This is a genomic window from Candidatus Parvarchaeota archaeon (assembly GCA_016866895.1).
Classification (GTDB): Archaea; Micrarchaeota; Micrarchaeia; order Anstonellales; family VGKX01; genus VGKX01.
This window is the reverse complement of the sequence record VGKX01000121.1, coordinates 1-3,896: the sequence shown is the minus strand read 5'-3', so window position 1 is coordinate 3,896 and position 3,896 is coordinate 1. Positions and strand designations below refer to the sequence as shown.

The 3,896-nt window shown below is 46.8% G+C and carries 5 protein-coding genes; all 5 read right to left on the bottom strand.

Features of this window, described 5'->3' with window-relative positions; all coding sequences use genetic code 11:
* A partial coding sequence (gene amrS, locus FJZ26_04775) for an AmmeMemoRadiSam system radical SAM enzyme (protein MBM3229719.1) occupies positions 1-923 on the bottom strand: 923 nt, incomplete at its 3' end.
* 4 nt (positions 924-927) lie between these two features.
* Positions 928-1,770: a TIM barrel protein gene (locus tag FJZ26_04770; GenBank protein ID MBM3229718.1), complete on the bottom strand. Its 843-nt coding sequence runs from the start codon at positions 1,768-1,770 to the stop codon at positions 928-930.
* A 31-nt stretch (positions 1,771-1,801) separates the two neighbouring features.
* Positions 1,802-2,797, bottom strand: a complete 996-nt coding sequence (locus FJZ26_04765; protein MBM3229717.1) for an FAD-binding protein — start codon at positions 2,795-2,797, stop codon at positions 1,802-1,804.
* Positions 2,798-3,439: a DUF1858 domain-containing protein gene (locus FJZ26_04760; protein MBM3229716.1), complete on the bottom strand. Its 642-nt coding sequence runs from the start codon at positions 3,437-3,439 to the stop codon at positions 2,798-2,800. It abuts the gene before it with no gap.
* Positions 3,440-3,544: 105 nt separating this feature from the next.
* Positions 3,545-3,896 (bottom strand): GNAT family N-acetyltransferase (locus FJZ26_04755; protein ID MBM3229715.1); only part of this gene is annotated, 352 nt, incomplete at its 5' end.

Genomic DNA, 3,896 nt, shown 5'->3' with positions numbered 1-3,896 from the left:
GCAAAAAGCGCCTCCAGGCTGGTTGGGGGCAGGCTGGAGAGCTTGTAATCAGGATGGAACCTGCTAAAATGGAGCGGTATGTCTTTTGAGATGCATGCCAAATGCCTGCACAACTGCCTCAAGTCCTCTTCGGAATCATTTAAAGTCGGTATCACAAGTGCAATTACCTCAAGTGCGATTTTGCCACGAAGCCTGTTCACCCTTTTGATGTTCTCCAAGACGGGGTTTAGCCTTCCCCCGCAAACTTTTTGGTATTTTTCTTCATTGATAAATTTGAGGTCAATTCTGATTCCCTGCAAAAGATTTTCCTTTGCAACAAGATCGAGCATTTGTTTTGTAAAATAACCGTTTGAAACAAACAGGTGGAAATATTTTTCCCGTCCTGGCAGTCTGGCCTTCCTGCTTTCAAGTATCGTATCCCTTGCATACTCAAAGAATATGGTCGGTTCGCTATATGTGTATGCAAAGCCCTCAACATCGCTTGCTATTGCCGCATCAACAATTTGCCTCGGGGAAGTTGTTGGGATGTCAAGCGCTCCTGCCCCTCCGATTTTTACGCCTTGGGACAAGTCCCAGTTCTGGCAATTCAGGCACCTGAAGTTGCAGCCAGGCGTTCCAAAAGAAAGCACCCTTGTTCCGGGCTTGAAATGGAAAAATGGCTTTTTTTCAATCGGGTCTATGGCAAGCCCTGCTGCCTTGCCCCAGTTAAGGCAATACAGTTTTCCGCCAATGTTTTTTCTGACAAGGCACTTTCCAGCTTCTCCATCCTTGATGTGGCACAAATGGCTGCACAGCTGGCAGACAATATCTTTTGCCGCTTGACCAGATTTGCCATTAATCTTGCCTTCAATCTGGCCGTAAAGCAATGCTTCGTGCATTCCACTTTGAGCCTCTAGTCCAATCCTTTTGTTTGCCTTTTCCATTGCCTCAAAGCAAGTTATATGCTTTTTGCAATATTAAGGTGTCGGCTTCCATCGCGGGGCTTTCACACACTGCAACTCCTGCCACGCCGTATTCCTTGAGCACCTTGAGCAGGCCATGGTAATTGAAATCTGCCTGCGAAAAAGGGATGTGGGACCTCTCCCCCTTTTCCGTATACTCCACGCCCTGTATGTGCATGTGCATGTTTTTCAGCGCCAGCTTGCCCAGGTTTTTCTCAAGCAGGTCAAGTGTTGAGGCAAACTGAGGTTCTGTGTTGAATCGTCCTCCGGTGCGGGCATGAAGGTGCGAGTAGTCAATGCATGGCAATACATTATCAAAAGAGCCGCAAATGCCAATTATTTCCTCAAGAGTTCCCCACTGCGTGCCTTTGCCTGTTGTTTCAGGACGTATCCATATCTTGCCTGCCTTGAACGCGCCTTGCTGCTCAAGGGAGCTGTTAACCTGTTCTATCCCCTTTATAACCATCCTGGTTGCCTCAAGAGGGCTTGACTTGAGGTAATATGCTGCATGGAAAGTAAGGCTGTATCCCCCGCACTGCGTCAAGATGCTCCCGGCCTGGACAATCCTCGCGATGCTTGCATGGAACTTTTGCTTTTCAACTGCATTCAGATTGATGAAATATGAGCCATGGCAAGTAAGTGTGATTCCTGCCTCCTGTGCAGCCTGCCTAACCTGCGGTGCAAGCTGTGCGGTTACATTCACGGACTGGACAAACTCAAGCTCCATTGCCCCAAGTCCAAGTTCCCTGACTCTTTTTATCCCATTAATCGTGTTCCTGTTTGGAGTGCTAAGTGGAATGCCAGCTGTTGCAAAAATAAGTTTATCCATACAAGTCCCCTTTACCCTAATCGGAAGCAATTTAGTGCGTCCAATCGAGGCTTGTCCTGCTTTTATCCCCCTTCACATACTTGTATGCCTGAATGCCTGCCTTTGCCCCCTCCCCGGCTGAAATAACCGTCTGCTTGAACGGGATGTTTGTCGCATCCCCAGCTGCAAACAGCCCCGGGACGCCAGTCTCGCAGCACCCGTTAACCTCAATTTCCTTGTATTCGTTGAGCCTGACAAGGTGCGCGCAAAAATCGTTTTTCACTTCAAGTCCTATGTTTTCAAACATGAAATCCACTTCCAACGTCTCTTTTGCCCCACTTGCAACGTCGCGTATAATTATCTCCCTTAGCCACTTCTCATCCCCTTTGGCATCATCAACAACTTTATTTGTAAGCAGCCTGACATTTGGCAGTATCTTTATTTTCTCAAGTAGCGTTTCCTCTCCCCTGAACTTTTCAGAGCGATTGACAACATATACAAGTTTTCCTGTTTGCGCACATTCTATTGCGGTTCCAAATGCCGAATTCCCCCCTCCAATTACTGCAACCGTTTTCCCTTTGTAAAGTTCAGGATTGTGAATCACGTTAGGATAAACTCCCTTGCCTATGTATTTTTCTTCCCCCTGCACTCCAAGCATCCGCGGGGATTTTCCATACGCCAGAATCAGTGCTTTGGCAAAATGCCTGCCCCCGTTTGAAAGTGTTGCTTCGAATCCTCCTTTGGACTTTTCGATTTTGGAAACCTTTCCATCTATTGCTTCAACCCCGCACGAAAGCGCCTGCTTTCTCATCCTTCCCATAAGCTCGCCTCCGCCTATGGATTCAAAGCCGGGATAGTTGTTTATCACTGCTGGTATTGCGGTCTGGCCCCCGTACTCAAATGAGACTACGGCAGTTGACAGCTTCCTTCTTGATGTAAACATCGCAGCAGTAAGCCCCGCAACCCCCCCGCCTATGACCAAAACATCGTATGTTGCCATTAAACCAACTTTTTCAGCGTCAATCCAAGCACTTAAGTATCCCAGCATTTAGCGGCTGCAGCACCCGTCATGCTTTTTCATGGTGAACGTTTCTGTGCCCGCAGCATTTTTTTTGTAGTCAATTTGAATGCCCTTCACAATGTCATGAAGCCTGCTCTCAAAAAACAGGTCAAGCCCCCCGTACCCGTAAATTTTTACAACCTCGTCTTCCTTTCCGGCTTTTTTTTCAAAATCCAGCTCGTAGTCGTATTGGCCCAAGTCGTTTTTCATGGCAGTCAGCCGTATCCCCCAGCCAACTTTTCCCTCTTTTTCCATATACTCCTTGAGCTTTTCAATTGCTGCAGGGCTCATTTCAACTACCTTACCCTGGTCATCTGAGCTGCAGCCGCATCCATCTTCCTTTTTGCCATTTGTTTTCTTGCGCTCCTTGTTTTCCTTTACTTCCATTTCTATTGCCTTGTTGATGTCGCATATCAGCCTCTCCACAGTCTGCTCGTCCATGCCGTGGCTTGCAGCCCCCTGGCCTATTGTTTCAAAGGCCGACACCCCGCATCCGATGCAGTGCAGGCCATAAGATAGCATGACTTCCAAGGGTTTTATGTAATTAGACGCAATTTCGCCTATTGGGGTGTCTGCGGTCACGTAGCTTTTCACGCTTCCGTTTTTTTTCTTTGTTTTGCTGCTTGCCATTTTGCCACAACTCCCCTGTCTTTGATGCACTGTTTCATCCTGCAAGATTTTTAATAAGGATTACATCGAAGCGTTAAACCAAACATTCAATTCGAATAATATGCCTCAAAGCTTCCTTACTAATTTGAACTGGAATCCTCTTAACCCAAAATTCCGGTATACTCTAAGCGCTTTTTTGTTTTTTACATGGCATGTCAGCCCAAACCAATCCAGCCTTTTCTTTTGCGCCCACTTTTTAGCAAAGCCAAGAAGACGAGTGCCAACACCCTTTCCTCTGAATCCTTGCCTTACAAATATCTCATCCACATATCCTTCTTTATTGTACACAAATATGGGGGGTAGCATATTAAGGCGGACCATTATGTGCCCCACCATATACTGTCCTTTGGTTGCAACAAATATCGCAGCTTTGCTTGTGCTCATCTGCTTTTTCAGGTATCTTCTGTAAAGATTTGTG

Bases quoted from the DNA above. Each gene is read 5' to 3' on its own strand.
- FJZ26_04770 (MBM3229718.1), bottom strand. From the start codon at position 1,770: ATGGATAAACTTATTTTTGCAACAGCTGGCATTCCACTTAGCACTCCA.
- FJZ26_04765 (MBM3229717.1), bottom strand. From the start codon at position 2,797: ATGCTGGGATACTTAAGTGCTTGGATTGACGCTGAAAAAGTTGGTTTA.
- FJZ26_04760 (MBM3229716.1), bottom strand. From the start codon at position 3,439: ATGGCAAGCAGCAAAACAAAGAAAAAAAACGGAAGCGTGAAAAGCTAC.